At 41.6% G+C, this 18,366-nt stretch carries 18 protein-coding genes; 17 read left to right on the top strand and 1 reads right to left on the bottom strand.

The genetic code is table 11. The features are described from left to right. Positions 1-23: 23 nt before the first annotated feature. Positions 24-791 (top strand): patatin-like phospholipase family protein, encoded by a 768-nt coding sequence (locus tag SRRS_RS11400; protein ID WP_371368884.1) that lies wholly within the window; start codon positions 24-26, stop codon positions 789-791. Here SRRS_RS11400 and SRRS_RS11405 read toward each other — a convergent pair. Further along, a complete protein-coding gene (locus SRRS_RS11405; protein ID WP_371368886.1) occupies positions 784-2,040 on the bottom strand; it encodes a nucleotidyltransferase in 1,257 nt (418 codons plus the stop codon). The genes SRRS_RS11400 and SRRS_RS11405 overlap by 8 nt on opposite strands. A gap of 189 nt (positions 2,041-2,229) precedes the next feature. On the opposite strand from SRRS_RS11405, the gene SRRS_RS11410 reads away from it, so the two are divergent. From SRRS_RS11410 to smc, 16 genes are all read left to right on the top strand, one after another. Continuing rightward, entirely contained in the window at positions 2,230-3,432 is a 1,203-nt protein-coding gene (locus SRRS_RS11410) for an acetate/propionate family kinase (protein ID WP_371368887.1), read from the top strand. Between the two features lie 107 nt (positions 3,433-3,539). Then, entirely contained in the window at positions 3,540-4,058 is a 519-nt protein-coding gene (locus SRRS_RS11415) for a DUF177 domain-containing protein (RefSeq protein ID WP_371368889.1), read from the top strand. Positions 4,059-4,100: 42 nt separating this feature from the next. Beyond that, positions 4,101-4,277, top strand: a complete 177-nt coding sequence (rpmF, locus tag SRRS_RS11420; protein WP_021167506.1) for a 50S ribosomal protein L32 — start codon at positions 4,101-4,103, stop codon at positions 4,275-4,277. A 139-nt stretch (positions 4,278-4,416) separates the two neighbouring features. Next, entirely contained in the window at positions 4,417-4,986 is a 570-nt protein-coding gene (gene fapR / locus SRRS_RS11425) for a transcription factor FapR (RefSeq protein ID WP_371368891.1), read from the top strand. A 45-nt stretch (positions 4,987-5,031) separates the two neighbouring features. After that, on the top strand, positions 5,032-6,060 hold the full coding sequence (gene plsX / locus SRRS_RS11430) for a phosphate acyltransferase PlsX (protein ID WP_371368893.1): 1,029 nt from the start codon (positions 5,032-5,034) through the stop codon (positions 6,058-6,060). Continuing rightward, the gene (locus SRRS_RS11435; protein ID WP_371368894.1) at positions 6,050-7,066 is read left to right on the top strand and encodes a beta-ketoacyl-ACP synthase III; all 1,017 of its coding nucleotides are present in this window, start codon (positions 6,050-6,052) and stop codon (positions 7,064-7,066) included. Before plsX ends, SRRS_RS11435 begins: the two co-directional genes overlap by 11 nt. A gap of 49 nt (positions 7,067-7,115) precedes the next feature. Further along, positions 7,116-7,997 carry an enoyl-[acyl-carrier-protein] reductase FabK gene (fabK, locus tag SRRS_RS11440; RefSeq protein ID WP_371369800.1) on the top strand — a complete coding sequence of 294 codons (882 nt, stop codon included), beginning with the start codon at positions 7,116-7,118 and terminating at the stop codon, positions 7,995-7,997. Between the two features lie 41 nt (positions 7,998-8,038). Beyond that, positions 8,039-8,983 (top strand): ACP S-malonyltransferase, encoded by a 945-nt coding sequence (fabD, locus tag SRRS_RS11445; protein WP_371368896.1) that lies wholly within the window; start codon positions 8,039-8,041, stop codon positions 8,981-8,983. Between the two features lies 1 nt (position 8,984). Beyond that, a complete protein-coding gene (gene fabG, locus SRRS_RS11450) occupies positions 8,985-9,728 on the top strand; it encodes a 3-oxoacyl-[acyl-carrier-protein] reductase (protein WP_371368898.1) in 744 nt (247 codons plus the stop codon). A 54-nt stretch (positions 9,729-9,782) separates the two neighbouring features. Further along, positions 9,783-10,019, top strand: coding sequence for an acyl carrier protein (locus tag SRRS_RS11455; protein WP_084575468.1), 237 nt, complete (start codon positions 9,783-9,785; stop codon positions 10,017-10,019). Positions 10,020-10,163: 144 nt separating this feature from the next. Beyond that, a complete protein-coding gene (locus SRRS_RS11460; RefSeq protein ID WP_371368900.1) occupies positions 10,164-11,111 on the top strand; it encodes an NAD(P)H-dependent flavin oxidoreductase in 948 nt (315 codons plus the stop codon). A gap of 14 nt (positions 11,112-11,125) precedes the next feature. Then, positions 11,126-12,367 carry a beta-ketoacyl-ACP synthase II gene (gene fabF / locus SRRS_RS11465; protein WP_371368902.1) on the top strand — a complete coding sequence of 414 codons (1,242 nt, stop codon included), beginning with the start codon at positions 11,126-11,128 and terminating at the stop codon, positions 12,365-12,367. Positions 12,368-12,376: 9 nt separating this feature from the next. Beyond that, on the top strand, positions 12,377-13,111 hold the full coding sequence (rnc, locus tag SRRS_RS11470) for a ribonuclease III (protein WP_371368903.1): 735 nt from the start codon (positions 12,377-12,379) through the stop codon (positions 13,109-13,111). A gap of 46 nt (positions 13,112-13,157) precedes the next feature. Continuing rightward, positions 13,158-14,216 carry an elongator complex protein 3 gene (locus SRRS_RS11475; RefSeq protein WP_371368905.1) on the top strand — a complete coding sequence of 353 codons (1,059 nt, stop codon included), beginning with the start codon at positions 13,158-13,160 and terminating at the stop codon, positions 14,214-14,216. 84 nt (positions 14,217-14,300) lie between these two features. Next, positions 14,301-14,561 carry a stage V sporulation protein S gene (locus tag SRRS_RS11480; RefSeq protein ID WP_371368906.1) on the top strand — a complete coding sequence of 87 codons (261 nt, stop codon included), beginning with the start codon at positions 14,301-14,303 and terminating at the stop codon, positions 14,559-14,561. A 167-nt stretch (positions 14,562-14,728) separates the two neighbouring features. Next, on the top strand, positions 14,729-18,286 hold the full coding sequence (smc, locus tag SRRS_RS11485; RefSeq protein WP_371368908.1) for a chromosome segregation protein SMC: 3,558 nt from the start codon (positions 14,729-14,731) through the stop codon (positions 18,284-18,286). Positions 18,287-18,366 lie beyond the last annotated feature (80 nt).

Below are 18,366 nucleotides of genomic sequence, written 5' to 3' on the forward strand. Positions count from 1 at the left end.
TAGTTATACTGGGGGAGATTATAATGCGTCCTAAAATAGGTTTAGCGCTTGGATCAGGCGGGCTTCGGGGTATTGCCCATATTGGGGCTTTAAAGGTGTTGGAAAAAAATAATATACCGATAGATTACATTGCCGGATGCAGTATTGGCAGTTTGATAGGGGCTTTATACGCAGCTGGTTTAGATCCTGAAACCATGCTAAAATTAGCTAAGAGTTTAAAAAAAAGGCACTGGTTAGATTTTGTTATTCCTCAGATGGGAATGGTCTCCGGTGAAAGGGCATTGGCCACAATCCGGCTCTTAACAAAACAAAAACAATTTTCCGATCTTGAGATTCCTTTAGCTGTTGTTGCGACAGAGCTAAATAGCGGCAGGGAAATTGTTTTTACTGAAGGCGATATTGCAAAAGCGGTAAGAGCCAGTATTTCAGTACCTGGTGTTTTTATTCCGTTCGCTATTGACAATGTGTTGTTTGTCGACGGTGCAGTCGTTAATCCCACGCCAATTGATACTGCACGGGGTATGGGAGCGGATATTGTAATTGCGGTAGATTTAGCTCATGCCGGTACTGTATGCAATATCAGCAATATGTTTGATGTAATTATCCAGTCTATCGATATTATGGAAAGGGAATTATGTAAGCATCGCCAACATCACTGTGATATTATGATACAACCTGATGTTGGCAATTTTTCACCCAGCTCTTTTGATGCAATGGATAAATGCGCTTTAGCTGGTGAAGTGGCTGCCGAGGCGGCTATTCCGGAAATTAAGAAACTTTTGTTTAGTTAGGCAGGTAAAGGGGCGAAAATCGATAGTCCAGGCCACCGGATCTCCATGCACAATTAGGAAACCCTAATGTAAAAATATCGGTTGCGGTAACATCATAAGCCAGCATATTTTGTAAAGGGGTTAATTGGTTAGTATGATGTTGCTTGCTGGTAAGATGATGAGAAGTTTTGGTTATTACAGGTATTGCAGCTTTTTTGTGGATTTCTTTTAGTAACATACGTCCATTATCATTAAAGGCAAGTACTCGTGCATATAAAGGTCCCAGGCGATCAAATTCTGTAAGTTTTTGCTTGGTTGTTCCTAACAGGGCATGGATAATAATTCGTTGAAGACGAGTCATCGTATAACGTTTGCTTTTTACATTAAAGAGTAGTTCATGAGCGGTAGTCGCCTTTAGTGCGGCACTGCTAATTTTATTATGAAGGCCTTCTGTAACATCCGGTAAAAGAGCCAACTGATTCAGATCCATTGTTCTCATCTTGGCTAAGATGATATTATTAAATGAATCTAAAGTTACGGGTCCTTTGCCGGCGTGAATTAATTCATTAATTTGCTGAGCGCAATTTAGCGGAACTGTTTGCCAGGCTGCACTATTTGGAACTATTGTACCGTTTTCTATAATTGCCGTCCTTACAGCGGTGGCACTGGCAATTGAAGAAGTAATTGCAACATCATGATAATCTGCAGTTTGACGCTTTATTGATAAAGGGATAAGCTGTGGGGCATAGGCACCAATAGCCCTTATATACTCAATTGCCAACAGGTTATTTGGGGATTGAAGGAGCTGTGCGTCTATCTCGCAATTAGCCGAGAGGGCGGCTGCTATGCTAGCGGCGTATGTTTGGCCGGTTTTCATTTTTTCAAGCATTGCATTTATAGTATTTTCTTGGTTTAACGCATTGGCAACAACGGAAAGCTTTTTTATCTCGGGTGTTTCCGCGCCAAAACAAAGGTGGCTGACAATACCCAACCGGTTAAGTAATTGAACGCCACCAGTGGCAAAATATTGAGCGCTGCGTACAGCAAATACAACAGGTAATTCGATTATTAAATCAACGCCGGCCTTAACAGCAATAGCTGCTCTAGACCATTTATCTAACATTGCCGGTTCGCCGCGCTGTAGAAAGTTACCGCTCATAACACCTATGGAGAATGCTGCGCCGGATTTTTTTTTAGCTTCGTTTAAATGCCATAAATGACCGTTATGGAAGGGATTATATTCAACGATCATACCTACTGCGTGTATCATACATATCACCCTATAAACTATTGTATACTAAAATTAGCGCTTGTGAAAATTTTTATTAAATAATTTCGCCAAATGAAGGGAAACTAAGGCTCGTGTCGAAAAGATAAAAATTGTTGATAATAAGTTTTGGGCTTTGGATTAGTGGTTTGACCACGTGATACATACCCAATGAATGAGGAGGATTTTGTTGTGAAAGTTTTAGTTGTTAACTGTGGGAGTTCTTCAATTAAGTATCAGCTTGTTAATATGAACGACGAATCTGTTTTGGCTAAAGGTTTGGTTGAGCGCATTGGTTTGGACGGTTCGGTACTAACTCACCAGCCCGCAGGCAAAGACAAGGTAGTTATTAATGCTGATATCAGCAATCATAGCATTGGTATTAAGCTTGTTATTGAGGCATTAACTGATGCTCAGCATGGTGTAATTTCCAGCATGCAAGAGATTTCAGCCGTTGGACATCGCGTTGTGCACGGTGGTGAAAAGTTTGCCGATTCTGTATTGATTACTCCTGCTGTTATGAAAGCTCTTGAAGAATGCATCGAAATGGCTCCGCTTCATAACCCGCCTAACATTATGGGTATAAATGCTTGTTCCGAGATTATGCCGAATGTTCCACAAGTAGGTGTTTTTGACACTGCTTTCCATCAAACAATGCCCAAACATGCTTTCCTTTATGCGCTTCCTTATGAAGCATATGAAAAATATGGTGTTAGACGTTACGGTTTCCACGGAACATCCCATAAATATGTATCACAGCAAGCTGCCGAGCTTATGGACGAACATCTGACTAATCTCAGAGTAATTACTTGCCACTTGGGTAATGGTGCCAGCTTAGCTGCTATTAAACATGGCAAGTGCATTGATACCAGCATGGGATTTACTCCGCTTGAAGGTCTTGTAATGGGAACTCGTTCGGGTGGTGTTGACCCTGCTATTATTCCTTTCCTGATGAAAAAAGAAAATATGACAGCCGAACAAGTAGATAACTACTTGAATAAAAAATCTGGTGTTTTAGGTGTTTCTGGTGTCTCCAGCGACTTCCGTGATATTGAAGATGCAGCTAATTCGGGCAATGAGCGTTCCGAACTGGCTCTTGAGATGTTTGCTTACAGAGTACGTAAATTTATTGGCTCATATGCCGCCGCAATGGGTGGCGTTGATGCGATTGTATTTACTGCTGGTCTTGGAGAAAATTCGGTTTCCATGCGGGACAAAATTTGTAACGGTCTTGAATTCCTTGGAACCAGAATTGACCCTGTTAAAAACAATGTTCGTGGTAAGGCCCAAGAAATCAGCGTTGATGGTGCTAAAGTTAAAATTTTTGTTATTCCAACTAATGAAGAGCTTGTTATCGCCCGCGATACTAAATCAATCTGCGGCAACCTTGCATAACGTCCACATAACCTTCATATGATAGGCAGGGACACTTCGCTCCCTGCTTTTCTAATTTCTTGACAAACTTTATGGGTGTCGATATAATAGATGAAGGCTGGTGGAAAATGATGAAAATTAATATAGCCCAGTTAAAAAAAGAGATTGGGAGTACCCAAACTTTTTCTTTTCAGATTCCAGTTGCAGAACTTGGTCTTGAAAAACAGGAAGAAATTTGGACAGGCGATGTCTCAGCTGAAGGTTTTGTAAAAAACAAGGGAACCATTTATGAAGTAGCAGGGACAATTAAAGCTACAATGAATGATCTTTGCAGTAGATGTCTAGAACCTGTTGTTATCGTACTTAACATACCTTTCTGTGAAGAATATCGGGAAGTTGATTTTAAAGAACTCAGTGAAGTATCTGAGTCAGAAGTTACTTATTTCGATGGTGATGATATTGAAATCACCGACCTAGTTCGTGAGAATATATTGTTGGCGAAACCGCTTAAGCCGGTTTGCGGCGAGGAGTGCCGCGGACTGTGTCCCGAGTGTGGTGCCAACATGAACATAAGCACCTGCAACTGCAACTTGCTTAAAACCGATCCGAGGCTTGCTGTTTTACAAAAACTTCTGCCCAAGGACTGAAGTTGCGCAGGTCGGCTAATTTTGTTAAGGAGGTGGAAACAGATGGCAGTACCTAAGCGTAAAATGTCCAAAGCGCGCCGTGATAAGCGTCGTGCTAATTGGAAACTTACTATTCCTGGTTTAGTAGAATGCCCCCAATGTCACGAAAAGAAGATGCCTCACCGTGTGTGTCCTGAATGTGGTCATTATAATGGTAAAGTTGTGGTTCAAGCAGAATAAAAAAATAATCAGTGAGCAAGATAAAAGGCAATTAATTTTATCTTGCTCACTTTTTTTCTTGCAAAATTGATATTGACTAGCTATAATTATAGATATTAATAATTGGTAATATAACTTACTGATAAAACTAGGTGATGTTATGGCGCGAGTTCAAAAAAAAATACGCCAGGAACAATTAAAAGAGAAGTTGTTAACTACACCTTTTCTTACCGATGAAGAACTGGCAGCCTACTTGGGTGTTAGTGTACAGACAATTCGTCTTGACCGATTGGAACTGGGGATACCTGAGCTTCGGGAACGAACTAAGCAGATGGCTGAAGAAGCTCAAAATAAGCTAAAAACTATTGCCAGTGCGGATGTTGTTGGCGAGTTAATTGATTTGGAGTTAGGCAAAACCGGTATATCTCTAATGACGGTAACTGCCGATATGGTTTTTGAGAAAACTAAGGTAGCCCGTGGACATTATATTTTTGCTCAGGCAAACTCGTTAGCTTTAGCTATTATTGACGCTCCCATGGCTGTAACAGGGGTTGCTAACATTAAATATAAGGTTGCCGTGCGTGAAGGTGATAAGCTCGTTGCCAAGGCCGAGAACGTAAAAAAAAGAGGCAATAAATATTTTATTTGGGTTAAAACTAGGAATGATACTCAAGAAGTATTTCGTGCTAAATTTATTATGGTATCGCTAGAACCTGAAAGCCATAAATAACAAGGGCTCTATACATTTTTCCGGTGTTGTGAAGGGAGATATTGCATGAAGGTTGCCGTTGATGCTATGGGCGGAGACTATGCGCCCGACGAGATTGTTTTAGGTGCAATACAGGCCGCCCGAGAGTACATAAATGAAGGTGTTGAAATTGTTTTAGTCGGCGACCAAGTGAAAATTACTCAGGCTCTTGATCGTCAGGGCAATTGGAAAGAATTGAATATAACTGTTCATCATGCCAGTGAAGTTATTGATATGCATGAATCACCTGGTGCTGCTGTACGGAAAAAGAAAGATGCATCGGTGGTTGTTGCGACAGGGCTTGTAAAACAGGGGATTTGTGATGTTGCGATATGTGCCGGTAGCACGGGCGCTGCCGTGGCGGCGGCACTATTTGGTTTAGGTCGGATAAATGGGATTGAACGACCAGCAATAGCAACACCAATGCCCAATCTAACGGGTACAACAGTACTTTTGGATTCGGGTGCAAATGTTGACAGTAAGCCAAAACATTTAGTACAGAATGCTATAATGGGTTCTATTTATGCAGAATATGTTCTAAATATTCCAAGGCCTAGAGTAGGTCTTTTAAATATTGGTGAAGAGGAAAGTAAAGGGAATGAACAGGTTTTCTCTACTTATCCTTTGTTAAAGCAGCTTAATACTGTGAATTTTATTGGTAATGTTGAGGGCCGTGATATACCGAAAGGAACAGTGGACGTTGTGGTATGTGACGGATTTGTTGGTAACATTGTGTTAAAATTAGGTGAGGGTTTAGCGAGTGCTATCTTGCAATTAGTTAAAGACTCCATTAAAGCCAGCGGCTTTTGGACTAAAATGGCTTCCATGTTTGTATTACCGGCGTTAAAAAGTTTGAAGAAAAAACTAGATTATGCCGAGTATGGCGGTGCTCCACTTTTAGGAGTAAACGGCGGTTTTATAATTTGTCATGGTAGTTCGCGGGCGAAAGCGATAAAAAACGCTATTAGAGTAGCTAAAGAGTTTACCGAACAAGAGGTAGTTGCCCATATTCGCGAGACCATTGCCAACGAGGGGGTTTTGAATAATGAAGAATGATAGATATGTAGGCATTATTGGTATGGGTACCTATGTACCTGAAAAAATAGTGACTAATAAAGATTTGGAAAGCATAGTGGAAACTTCCGATGAATGGATTGTTTCACGTACCGGTATTAAAGAGCGCAGGATAGTTACTTCTGATTTGGCAACCTCTGATTTAGCCAGCCGCGCTGCGCAAAAGGCACTTGAAGATGCAGGTGTTGCTCCTGCAGAGATTGACCTTATTATTGTGGCTACAGCGACACCGGATATGTTTTTCCCTTCAACAGCTTGTTTAGTGCAAGCAAATATTAAAGCTACTAATGCAGCTGCTTTTGACTTAGTGGCAGGATGTTCTGGATTTGTTTACGGATTGGTTACTGGCACCCAGTTTATCAAAGCTGGGTTGTATAAAAAGGTGTTAGTTATTGGTGCTGAGACTCTTTCTAAAATACTTGATTGGACAGACCGAAACACCTGTGTTTTGTTTGGTGATGGGGCCGGTGCCGCAGTGCTGGCTGAAACTGAGACAGGTTATGGCATTTTGGGAGCTCAATTAGGTGCGGATGGATCTGGCGGGGATTTGTTAAAACTACCTGCTGGTGGTTCGCGCAAACCGACAACCGAGGAAACTGTTTCCCAAAGAATGCATTTTGTCCATATGAATGGTAACGAAGTATTTAAATTTGCTGTTAAAGTTATGGGAGAAGCTGCTATGAAGGCGTTGGAGAATGCTGGACTAAGTGCTAGTGATGTCGATTGCTTGATTCCGCATCAGGCGAATATACGAATAATCCAATCAGCTGCTAAACGCCTTAAACTGCCTATGGATAAAGTTATGGTAAATGTTGATAAATATGGTAATACATCAGCAGCCTCTATTCCAATTGCTCTTGAAGAAGCTGTACACGGGGGCAAAGTGAAACGAGGCGATAATATTGTACTTGTTGGTTTTGGTGCAGGATTAACCTGGGCATCTGTTGTTATAAAATGGGGCAAGGAGGCCGATAATATTGCTAAATAGCAAAATCTGCCAGCTTTTAAATATTAAATATCCAATATTACAAGGAGGTATGGCCTGGGTAGCTACCGCTGAGCTAGCCGCAGCAGTTTCCAACGCTGGTGGCTTAGGTCTGATTGGTGCCGGGCACATGCCGCCAGACGCACTAAAAGCTGAAATAAGAAAAGCAAAAAAGTTGACAGATAAGCCGTTTGGCGTCAATATAATGCTCATGTCGCCTTTTGTCAAAGAGGTCATGCAGGTAGTTATTGATGAACGAGTACCTGTTGTTACTACTGGGGCAGGAAATCCGGGAGAATATATTCCAGCACTAAGAGAAATTGGGGCTAAAGTGATTCCTGTTGTTGCATCAGTTGCTCTTGCAAAACGATTGGAACGTGTAGGTGTTGATGCCATAATTGCTGAAGGAATGGAAAGCGGTGGCCATGTGGGGGAAGTAACAACTATGGCTTTAGTACCCCAAGTGGTTGACGCTGTTTCAATTCCTGTTATTGCTGCAGGTGGCATCGGTGATGCTCGTGGAGTGGTAGCTGCATTGGCTTTAGGTGCGCAGGGAGTTCAAATAGGTACTTTGTTTGCGGCTTCGAGTGAATGTACGGCACATCCGAAATACAAGGAAGCCATTGTCAAAGCCAAAGAACGTTCTACTATTGTTACGGGTGCATCCACAGGGCATCCGGTCAGGACTATCGCCAATAGACTGACCCGTGATTTTACTGAGATGGAAAAGCGCGGGGCTACTGTTGAAGAGCTCGATCAGTTAGGAGCAGGTAAACTCAAAGCCGCGGTACGTGACGGTGATATAGAGTACGGCTCAGTTATGGTTGGGCAAGTGGCTGGAATGATTGGTGCTATCCGGCCGGTAGCGGAGATTATGCAGGAAATTGTCAAAAATATACCTGAAGTTATTACTGAACTTACGAAACGTATGTAAATAATTTGAAATAATATGGAAATATATAAGGAGGGAAGAAAATGGGAAAACTTGCGTTCGTTTTTCCAGGACAGGGCTCTCAGACCGTAGGTATGGGTAAGGACTTATATGACAAGTTTGAAATAGTCCGGTCTATATTTAATTCAGCCGATGAAGCTCTAGGCTTTTCAATTACCGATATGTGCTTTAACGGTCCAGAAGAAGAATTGAAGAAAACCTATAATACACAACCGGCAATTTTAACTGTAAGCGTGGCTTACTATGAAGTGCTGAAGCAGCATGGTATAACTCCCGATATTGTGGGTGGCCATAGTTTGGGAGAATATTCGGCACTGGTTGCTGCAGGAGCTGTATCCTTCAAAGATGCTGTACAGCTGGTAAGAAAGCGTGGGCAATTCATGCAGGAAGCTGTGCCGCTTGGTGAAGGCAGTATGGCTGCTATTTTGGGTCTTGAACGAGGCAAAGTTGTAGAAATTTGCCAACAGGTTGAAGTTGAAATCGGTGCAGTACAGGCAGTAAATTTCAATTGTCCCGGCCAAATTGTTATCGCCGGAAAAACTGAGGCGGTAGATAAAGCCAACGAATTAATGAAGGCAGCAGGGGCAAAACGTGCGGTTTCCTTACCGGTTAGCGCTCCTTTTCATAGCACTTTAATGCAGCCTGCCGCAGCTCGCCTGGGAGTCGAACTTGACAAAATAAATATTAGTGATGCTAATATCCCAGTTGTGGCTAACGTTAACGGAGAAATCGTAACACAGGGTTCATTAATTAAAGAATCTCTCGTCAAACAAGCGGCTAATCCGGTGCTTTGGGAAGACTGTGTGGCACAAATAGTAAGCTTTGGAGCTACTACTATGCTTGAAGTCGGACCAGGAAAAGTACTTACAGGATTCAACAAAAAAATCAATAAAGAAATTGTGCCATTGAATATTGAGGACATAGAATCTTTAGAAAAAGTCCTTGATTATTTCAAGGAGGTTCGCTAAAATGCATTTAGACGGACAAGTGGCAATAGTTACCGGGGCTTCAAGAGGAATTGGCCGGGCGATAGCGATCGCGCTAGCAAAAGCCGGGGCAAAGGTTGTAGTCAATTATGCCGGTAACACTGCTGCTGCTGAGGAAGTTCGCAAACTCATCACAGATAATGGCGGGCAGGCAATTACTGTTCAAGCTGATGTTGCCAATCAGGAAGCAGTAGACAGTTTAGTTCGGCAGACTATAGAAGCCTATGGAAAAATTGATATTTTGATAAACAATGCCGGTATAACGCGTGATAACCTTTTGATGCGAATGAAAGAAGAAGATTGGGATGCAGTAATGAATACCAATCTAAAGGGTTTATTCTATTGCACCAAGGCCGTATCAAAAAGTATGATGAAACAACGTAGCGGCAAAATCATTAATATGACATCAGTTGTCGGTATTATGGGAAATGCCGGACAAGCAAACTATGCTGCTGCCAAAGCCGGTGTTATAGGGTTCACCAAATCGATGGCAAAAGAACTTGCATCGCGAGGGATTACTGTTAATGCGATTGCTCCGGGTTTTATTGCAACCGACATGACCCACGGCTTATCTGACCAGGTTAAAGAAGATCTAGCGGCAAAAATACCGCTTAATCGCTTGGGAACACCTGAAGATGTTGCTGCAGCAGCAGTATTTTTAGCAACAGATTCTGCGAATTATATTACCGGACAGACTTTAAATATTGACGGCGGTATGGTAATGTAATATATGGTTTCAGAAATATATTCTAAGATGCCTTGGAAGGAGGTGAACACCATCATGACAACTTTTGACAAGGTTAAAGAGATTGTGGTTGAACAGCTCGGCGTTGATGAAGCTGATGTAGCAATGAATTCTACTTTCATTGACGATCTTGGCGCTGACTCACTGGATATTGTTGAACTGATTATGGCCTTTGAAGAGGAATTCAGTATCGAAATTCCGGATGAAATAGCTGAAAAAATCAAAACAGTAAAAGACGCTGTGGAGTACATAGACAAGGAAAAGCAAGCGTAACTAAGAGTTTTACTGGCGTTGTAATTGACATTACCTTATAAAAAGCGAAGAAAGTCCCGTGGAAGTTTTTTCGCGGGGCTTTCTTAAAGGTAATGCGGTATATGTTAGTTTATGGGTATGGTAAGTGATTGGAGGAGTTGTTACTTGAAACTTCCGGAGCTTAAAATCGGTCAACATGTTGCTAAGATTCCTATTATCCAAGGTGGTATGGCTATAAGACTTTCTACTGCACGGCTAGCGGCGGCAGTAGCTGAGGCCGGCGGTATTGGACTTATAGCAGCATCTGGCATGGCTTTTGAGGAGTTGCGTCATGAAATACGTCTTGCACGCAGCTTAACTAAAGGAATAATCGGTATAAACATTATGGTGGCGGCAAGAGAATTTGCACGCTATGTGGAAACTGCTATAGATGAAGGAATCGATATAGTGGTGGCAGGAGCTGGATTTTCGCGAGATGTATTCCCAATGGGTAAAAAGTCTGGTACTCCAATCGTGCCAATTGTATCAACAGCTAAAGGAGCAAAAATTTCGGAAAAACTAGGGGCTGCTGCTGTCATTGTTGAGGGAAAAGAAGCTGGTGGTCACTTAGGTACTGATCAATCTTTGAGAGATATATTACCTGATATCAAAAAAAGTGTGAGTATTCCTGTTATTGGAGCCGGTGGGATAATATCAGGCCGGGATATTGTTGAAGTAATGAAGCTTGGTGCCGATGGTGTTCAAATGGGAACTAGATTTGCTGCTAGCGTAGAGTCCAATGCTGCGCCAGCGTTAAAAGAGTTTTATTTAAAAGCTAAACATGAGGATGTAGTGCTAATTAAAAGCCCAGTTGGACTACCGGGACGTGCTATAAAAAATCCGTTTGCTGAGAAAATTCTTGAATGTACTGCCGCTGTTCCCGATAAATGTGGAGCCTGTTTGAAGCATTGTGAAAAGAATTTTTGTATAATTAATGCGTTAATTAGGGCTCAACAAGGGGATGTTGATACCGGACTAGTGTTTACCGGCGAGTATATTCATAAAATAGATGAAATATTACCTGTTAAAGAAATTTTTGCACGGCTTCTTAAAGAAGTTGAGGAAATAAATTAGTGAGGTGACTTTTTTTGAAAAAGAGAGTCGTAATTACAGGTTTAGGAGCAATCACACCTGTTGGAATTGGTACAGAGAATTTTTGGCAATCCTTGATCGCAGGAAAATCGGGTATTGATCGTATTACCCGATTTGATCCTACCGATTATTCTACTCAAATTGCTGGCGAAGTTAAGGGTTTCGAGCCGGCTCAATACATTGACAAAAAAGAAGCAAAACGCATGGATCGGTGCACTCAATTCGCCGTAGCTGCTGCTAAAATGGCATTTGAAGATGCGGGTATTGACTTCGAAAAAGAAGACCTCAGCCGCATGGGTACTTTGATTGGTACCGGTATCGGTGGCATGGATACACTGCACGATCAATTTAAGACTCTGTTTGACAAAGGACCAGGACGAATTAGTCCTTTCTTTGTTCCCATGATGATAGCCAATATGCCTGCTGGACAAACTTCCATCACCTTTGGATTGCAAGGTCCATGCAGTTGTGTGGTCACTGCATGTGCTACAGGTACAAATGCTATTGGCGACGCTTTCAAAGTTATTCAGCGTGGCGATGCTGATGTTATGGTTGCCGGTGGTACTGAGGCAGCTATTTCACCAACTGCAGTAGCGGGATTTTGTGCTATGAAGGCTATGTCTACACGTAATGACGAACCGCAAAAAGCATCTCGTCCTTTTGATAAAGACCGCGAAGGTTTTGTTATGGGCGAAGGCGCTGGCATAGTGGTTTTGGAAACTTTAGAACATGCTTTAGCCCGGGGTGCTAAGATTTACGCCGAAGTTGTTGGTTATGGCACCAATGCTGACGCTTATCATATCACTGCACCGGCTCCTGAAGGTGCACAAGCTGCTAAATGTATGGAAATGGCATTAAAAGATGCTGGTATAGAGCCTAGTGGAATCGATTATATAAATGCTCATGGAACTTCGACCCCGCTTAACGACAAGAATGAAACTATGGCGATTAAGACGCTGTTTGGCGAGCACGCCAAAAAACTTAAAGTTAGCTCCACTAAATCCATGACAGGCCATCTTTTAGGTGCAGCCGGTGGTGTTGAAGTAATTGCAACTGTGCTTACAATTATTAACGGAGTTATTCCACCGACGATTAACCTTGAAAACCAAGATCCTGAACTTGATTTGGATTATGTGCCTAATAAAGCTCAAGAGCAAGTCGTAAACGTAGCGCTTTCCAATTCATTTGGCTTCGGCGGCCATAATGCAACCATCTTGGTGAAAAAATACCAGGCGTAAGTGCTGTTTATGAAAGAAGCTAAAGGGACGCTGGATACTACTCGTTTGCAGGCATTAGCCGAATTGTGCCGCACTCTGGGAGTTACCTTCAGCGACTATAAACTGTTGCATCAAGCCTTAATCCATACTTCCTATGCCAATGAAACCAAAGGTATCAATGTTAGACATAATGAACGTTTGGAATTTTTGGGAGATGCTGTTTTGGATCTTATCATCAGTTCTTATCTCTTTAGTCAATGTCCTCATTTACCTGAAGGCGAACTTACTAAAGCAAGAGCACAGGTTGTATGTGAACAAACTCTGGCAAAACGAGCGTTAGAATTAGGAATTGGTGAATATCTTTTATTAGGCAAAGGGGAAGCATTGTCAGGTGGGCGAGAACGGATATCAATTTTGGCCGATGCATTTGAAGCCATAATTGGCGCTGTTTATCTTGATTCAGGCTTTAAGAGCGCTGCTAAGTATGTTTTAAATCAGCTAAAATCCGAAGTGATTTTAGTTGAACGTGGCGACTACTTAAAAGATTATAAAACTTGGTTACAGGAAATAGTGCAAAAAAATAATGACAGTAAGATTGCTTACGAAGTTATTAATGAACGTGGTCCTGACCATGATAAATCTTTTGAAGTAGCCGTATTGCTCAGCAATCAACGTATGGGTTCCGGATGGGGTAAAAGTAAGAAGGAAGCTGAGCAGCAGTCCGCTAAGCAAGCATTAATCAAACTTGGCGAAATAACTCAATAAATAGTTTAGGGCGGCCTAATGGCCGTCCTTTCTGTATAGGAGAAGCATGAAATATTATATTATTCCAATATTTATCCCCCACCTAGGTTGTTTACATCAATGCATTTTTTGTAATCAAAGAAAAATAACTGGCAGACAAACTCCGGTTACTGGTAAACAAGTTGCAGCAATTATTAAAGAGAGGCTAGTTACCATTAATCAAGACCGTAGGATTGAAGTCGCTTTTTATGGTGGAAGTTTTACAGCACTACCTGAAGCTATTCAGAATGAACTCTTGGAACCAGCCAGTCAAGCCCTAAAACATGGTCAAATTCATGCTATACGCTTGTCCACAAGACCGGATTGCATAAATGAGCAAATTGTGGCTAATTTACGTAGACAAGGAGTATCTATTGTCGAGCTTGGTGTTCAATCACTTGATGATAATGTACTCGCTGGAGCGGCCCGTGGGCACAACAGTCAGGCGGTAGTGGATGCTGTTAAGTTACTAAAAAATGCGGATATAACCTGTGGACTGCAGCTTATGCCTGGTTTGCCGGGAGAAGATTGGCCAAGTTTAATTAAAACTGTTCGCCACGCTATTCGTTTAAGCCCGGATTTTACTCGCATATATCCGGCGATCGTTATTGCCGACACAGTTCTTGCCGAGATGTACTCTAAAGGGATTTATCGACCTTTGACTTTAGAACAGGCTGTCGTCCGCTCCGCGTATAGTAAGCTGCTTTTTGAGCGTCAGAGTATTCAGGTTGTTCGTACAGGTTTGCAGGCATCAGAAGAACTTGATAATAGAGTAACTGTTCTTGCGGGGCCTTATCATCCCGCTTTTGGTGAATTAGTAGATTCGCATATTTTTTATTTAATGCTGGCCGGCTTTATTGAACAAAACGTTACAACTACGGAGTCAGATTTAATTATTCACCTTCATCCTCAAGATAGTTCAAAGGTGCGGGGACAACATAACCGTTGTATTACCCGGTTAGAGCAACGGTATAATTTAAAAACCATTAAGCTGTGCGAAAATATTGCAGTAAAAAAAGGTACTCTCTTACTTGATTATCAGGGGCTAAGTTATGGTTTTAACAAAAATATGATAAATTGTATTTAAAAATCATGTAAAAGAAGGAATTTTTAGGAAATAAGCAGAATACCATTTAGCATAGGCCCTGAATTCAAAGGAGGAGAGCGAAAAATGGAAGTGCTGAAAGTATCTGCACAATCAAATCCCAAATCCGTAGCAGGCGCTCTGGCGGCAGTTTTGCGGGAAAAAGGCACCGCAGAAGTGCAGGCAGTAGGCGCAGGGGCGGTTAATCAAGCAATCAAGGCTATTGCGATATCACGTGGTTTTGTCGCTCCCAATGGCATTGATCTGGTTACCATACCAGCTTTTGCGGAAATTGCTATTGATGGAGAAGAACGTACGGCTATAAGGTTTATTGTTGAGCCCCGTTAATGGACTTAAGTTTTTTAAAGTGAAAGAGCCTGTTGCATGTTATGCTACAGGCTTTTTTATATTTTGCTGGAATAACTAGAGTAAAGTACAAATATACATCCTTGTATTACTGTACACCGCATGGTAAAATTTTGAGTGACTTGAAATATAGAGTAAGGGTGGTTGCTGTGCTGTTACGCAGACTTGAGGCGTATGGGTTTAAATCATTTGCCGAAAAAACTGAGTTAGAATTCGGCCAAGGCGTTACTGCCATTGTTGGCCCAAATGGCAGCGGCAAGAGTAATATATCGGATGCTATTCGCTGGGCCCTTGGCGAACAAAGTCTCAGAACTTTGCGGGGCGCAAAAATGGAAGATGTCATATTTGCCGGCAGCGCTAATCGCAGAGCTTTAGGAGTGGCAGAAGTTTCCTTGATTTTTGATAATAGCGACGGAAAACTGCCTCTTGATTATAATGAAGTCACTATAACCCGGCGTGTATTTCGGTCTGGTGAAAGTGAATACTTTATCAACAAAACTGCTTGCCGCCTGAAAGATATTCACGACATGCTGGCGGATACCGGTTTAGGCCGTGATTCTATGACAGTCATTGGCCAAAATAAAGTAGACGAAATATTAAGCAGTAAGCCTGAAGAACGTCGCCTTTTATTTGAAGAAGCCGCCGGAATCACTAGGTATAAACATCGTAAGCGAGACGCTTTGCGCAAGATGGAGGATACGGAACAAAATTTAACCAGGGTTCAAGATATTACGGCTGAGCTTCAAGGTCAACTTGAACCACTAAAGGAGAGTGCGGCCAGAACCACTCAGTGTAATCATTTGACTATAGAGTTAAAAGCTTGCCAAGCAACTATATTATTAGAACGCTTGGAAAAAGCAGAAAAAATGGTTGAAAGTGCTCATTTGGAACAAATCCAGCTAACTGACAGAAATATTGCAGTTAATACTCGCTTGGCTTCAGCAGATAATGAAAAGGATTTATTAACTTTACAAATAGCACAAGCAGACGAGCAAATTACTGAAAATGACCAAAAGATTCAAGAAGTGACCAACGAAATAGAACATATAGACAGTCGGAATGGAGTATTGACTGAACGAATTGAACAAAGCCACAAGGCTAAAGCTCGAATTGAAGGCGAATTTACCCGAATTGTAGATGAACAGCAATCTGCGGTAAAAAAGCTTATCGGACTACAAAATTCTCTATCCGAAAAACAGCAGGAATTTGCTGCTATAAATACATTGTTAACGGAAAAAAACAGTAAAAATGAACGAATGCTTAGCCGTATCCAAGAAGTTGAGCAGCAGGTAGAACTAGGTAAGGAACAAACATTTGATCATCTGCAGCAGCTAGTAAATGAACGTAACAGCTTTCGCATGCTTGAACGTGATTTATCGACTTTAACCACCAAGGAAAGCAACCTCGCTAAAGAATATGATGAGTATTTGAATCAAAAAGATGAGTTTAATGTTAAAATAAAACAACTTAAAGAAGAATATGATAACATTATAGGCCAACGTAGTGATTTAGAAACACGTCTTAATGATGCCCGGCAAGCGAGGACAAGCCTTGAACTAAAAATGGCAAAGTTATTGGAGCAAAAACAACAGCTGTTTAATAAGCTAAATGAAACTTCTTCCCGTCTCAATGTTTTAACCAGTATGCAGCATGAGCTGGAAGGTTTTGGCCGTGCCATAAAGGGGATACTTAAAGCACAGAGTAGCTGGCGTGGTGGCATTTGTGGGGCAGTAGCGCAGTTATTAACTGTCCCGGATAAGTATGTGCACGCTATTGAAGTGGCCCTTGGTGGGGCCCAACAACACCTTGTTACTGATACAGATCAGACAGCAAAGCAAGCAATTGCTTTTTTGAAAAACCAGAATTTAGGCCGGGCAACATTTTTACCCTTAAACACAATAAGAATAGTTAAGCCAAGAGAAATAGAAGTACTGTCTGCAAGCAGCAATGGCGCATTGGGTTTTGCCACGGATGTTATTGAGGTTGCTGAGCGATACAGACCTGTAGTTAATTATTTACTTGGAAGGGTCATTATTGCACGAACAATTGATGATGCGCTTAGTATTGCGCGAAATAGCGGCTTCTCAGTCAAAATAGTCACTCTTGACGGTGAGCTTATTAACCCGGGCGGATCTTTGACCGGTGGTAGTATGGGACGAAAAGAAGCCAGTTTTATTGCTCGAAATAATGAAATTGATACCCTTAAACAATACTTAGTTAATTTAAAAGACCAGCTAGCTGATTTGGACCAGCATAGAAATACAATTGGTACTGATATTGATAACATTAATTCTCAGTTTGCTTGTCTTGAAGCCGATTACCAAGGAACAGAGCTGCGTCAGGCTGAAATAGCAATTCATTTAGATAAAGCAAGCGCGGATGTAGAGCGGTGTGATTTGGCGATTAAAACAATAAGCAACGAAATAGCGGAATGCCGTAATGATTTTTTAGCTTGTCAACAAAAAATTGAACAAAGTAAAACGGTTATTATTTCGTTAGAAAACAGGGAGAGTAGTCATAAATCAAAGGTAGCTGATTGGCAGAACGAGCTAAAAACGACGAAAGAAGAACAACAGCTGCTAAGCGATGAAGTAACTGATACCAAAATTAAAATAAGCGTTATTAGTCAGGAAATAGCCGCCAGTCATTCAGCCTGCGAACAAGTAGAACAGCTTAAAACTTCACTAAATAATCAAATTACTCGTTTACAAAGTGAGAAAAGGCAAATCGAATGTGAAAACGAACAAGCGCAAGGCGAGCTTGTCTTATTATCTGAACGCAGAAAAAGCTTGCAAGAGAATAAGGCACAATTAACAGAAATGCGTCAAGCACATTACGCGGCTAAGCTGGAATTGCTGGCTACTATGCAAAAGCTGGAAAAGGAAATGAAAGACTTACGCAGACAGAGTGCCGAGACACAGTCTAAGCTTCACGAAATAGAATTACTCATTACTAAGTATAGTTATGAGGCCGCAAACTGCAGTGAACAAATCACCGGACAATTGGCAATGAATATTGATGAGGCACGCGAATTGAAGCAATCCGGCAGTATTGACCAGATATTAAAAAGCGTAGCCGAACTTGAACGACAGATAGCAGCACTTGGTCCTATTAATCCAGCAGCTGTTGATGAGTATAACCGGGTGCAAGAAAGATACAGTTTTTTACAGGAGCAAATCGGGGATTTAACACAGGCTAGAGATTATTTAAAGTCGGTCATAAGAGATATAGACATTACAATGTCGCGCCAATTTAATACTGCTTTCAAAGCTATTAATGAATATTTTGGGGATGTGTTTGTTCGATTGTTTGGCGGCGGACGGGCAGAACTTGTACTTATTGAACCTAATAACATTCTGGAAACAGGAATAGATATTATTGTGCAGCCACCTGGAAAGAAGCTACAAAATCTTGCCCTCTTATCCGGTGGTGAGCGGTCATTTACGGTAATAGCGCTGCTATTTGCTATTCTGACCTACCGGCCGGCGCCATTCTGTGTGGTTGATGAAATTGATGCTGCATTAGATGAAGCCAATGTACAGCGGTTTAGCGAGTTTTTACGAGATTATGCACAAAATACTCAATTTATTGTTGTGACTCATCGTAAAGGGACTATGGAAGCGGCTAGCGTATTACATGGTGTTACAATGGAGGATTCAGGAATATCCCGACTAGTTTCGGTAAAGTTTATGGACAAAGCGGGATAAATGGAGACTTGCTTCCGGTGGGGATTTTACCCCATCTGAAGCTTCGTCGGAATTATCCAGGGACTTAGTCGCTCTTACTC

The organism is Sporomusa rhizae (assembly GCF_041428845.1).
Taxonomy (GTDB): Bacteria; Bacillota; Negativicutes; order Sporomusales; family Sporomusaceae; genus Sporomusa; species Sporomusa rhizae.